General features: G+C 38.5%; 2 protein-coding genes. Both read right to left on the bottom strand.

The window, feature by feature from the left end:
• A partial coding sequence (locus tag FTU70_RS14230) for an RNA-guided endonuclease TnpB family protein (protein WP_180060781.1) occupies positions 1-908 on the bottom strand: 908 nt, incomplete at its 3' end.
• Positions 905-1,519, bottom strand: coding sequence for an IS607 family transposase (locus tag FTU70_RS14225; protein ID WP_075167936.1), 615 nt, complete (start codon positions 1,517-1,519; stop codon positions 905-907). The genes FTU70_RS14230 and FTU70_RS14225, both read right to left, overlap by 4 nt.
• Positions 1,520-1,521: the final 2 nt, after the last annotated feature.

The following is a 1,521-nucleotide window of genomic DNA, read 5'->3' as shown; positions in this document are numbered from 1 at the left end:
GATATAGCTCTTGCGAGTTTACGATTCCTCAACATGCCTTTAACATTCAAATCTTCAATCGCAATCACATCAAAACGTGTTACCAAATCCGTTGTGACTTGATGAAGATTATTCTTGCGTAGACAGGCAATTTTATAGTGCAGGCGAGATAGCTTGGCTTTTGCTTTTTCTCGATTCTGACTACCTTTTTTCTTACGACTAAAAGACTTGTTGAGTCGCCTTAGTTTTGCAAGCTGTCTTTTAAGTGGTGCGTTAGAAGGAATAACCTCACCATTTGAAAGGGTGGCAAGATTAGAGACACCCAAATCAACACCGATACTTAAACCTGTTTTCGGTTTAAGCTTTTCGATCTGGGTGAGTTCGACAGCGATTGATACAAACCACTTACCACCTTGTTTAAATATTTTGGCCGAGAGAATTTTACCCTTATAGCGCAGATTCTCAGTCATTTTCACCCAACCCAAATTAGGGATTTTAATAGACCGACCCTTTACGCTAAATTGATCATTTGATAATGAAAAACGGTCATCCTTGCCTTTTTTTCTTGGCTTGGGGTATCCTGATTTGCCGTTAAAAAATCTATCAAAAGCACTACCCAACTGCTTAATCGCCAACTGTGGTGCGCACTTAGTCACTTTCTTCATGAAAGGATATTTTTCAAATTTAAAAGTGTTTAGGTGCTTTCTTAATTTACTCTCTTTAGGTCTATTAAGAAGCATTTCATTCACCGCAACATCATAATACTCACACTGATCTCGATATTCCTTATCAGCCTTGTATTGTCGCTGCCACTCTCTTAAAGCCCAATTATACGACAAACGAGCAACACCACTTGCCTGAGCAAAATGGCTTGCTTGTTTATTATTGGGCATCAATTCAATGATATGCCCTCGTATAAATCGACTCATAGTGCTTCTTTGACCGCCTGTATTAGCTTTTGGTTCTTTTTACTTCGGCTTCCATATAATCGTGCTGAAAATACAGTGATAATTTCCAGGACATCTTGAGCCAGTTCCTCCTCAAAACTCAAATTTTCACCCTGATTAATAATTACAATTTCAACATTCCGAGCTTCACATAAAGCAAAAACCAATTCAGCACCAAAACGTAATAATCGATCTTTGTGGGTTAAAACCAATCGACCAATTTCATTATTAATAATTCCATCCAAAAGAGCCTTAAGCCCTTTTTTGTGATAATTCATCCCTGAGCCTAAATCACTAATAATCTCAAATGTCCATCCCTGCTTGGCACAGTACATTTCCAAAACTTGTTTTTGTCGCTCAAGATCAGCCTTTTGATCGTGACTAGATACTCTTGCATAAGCAATAGTTTTTCGGCTGTTCTGAATTGATAGATCATGGATAAGTTCAGGTGTGATCTTGCTTAGATCGTAACGTCTGTGATTTTTTGGGGTTCTATCTGCGACTAAAGTGCCTTCCTCATCCCATCTTCTTAGGGTTTGGATGGAAACACCCAGTGTTTTAGCTGCAACGCCAATACTAACATATCTACTCATTT

Source organism: Acinetobacter sp. YH12135 (genome assembly GCF_013418565.1).
Classification (GTDB): domain Bacteria; phylum Pseudomonadota; class Gammaproteobacteria; order Pseudomonadales; family Moraxellaceae; genus Acinetobacter; species Acinetobacter towneri.
The sequence above is the reverse complement of the archived record's forward strand: the minus strand, read 5'-3'. Positions and strand labels throughout refer to the sequence as shown.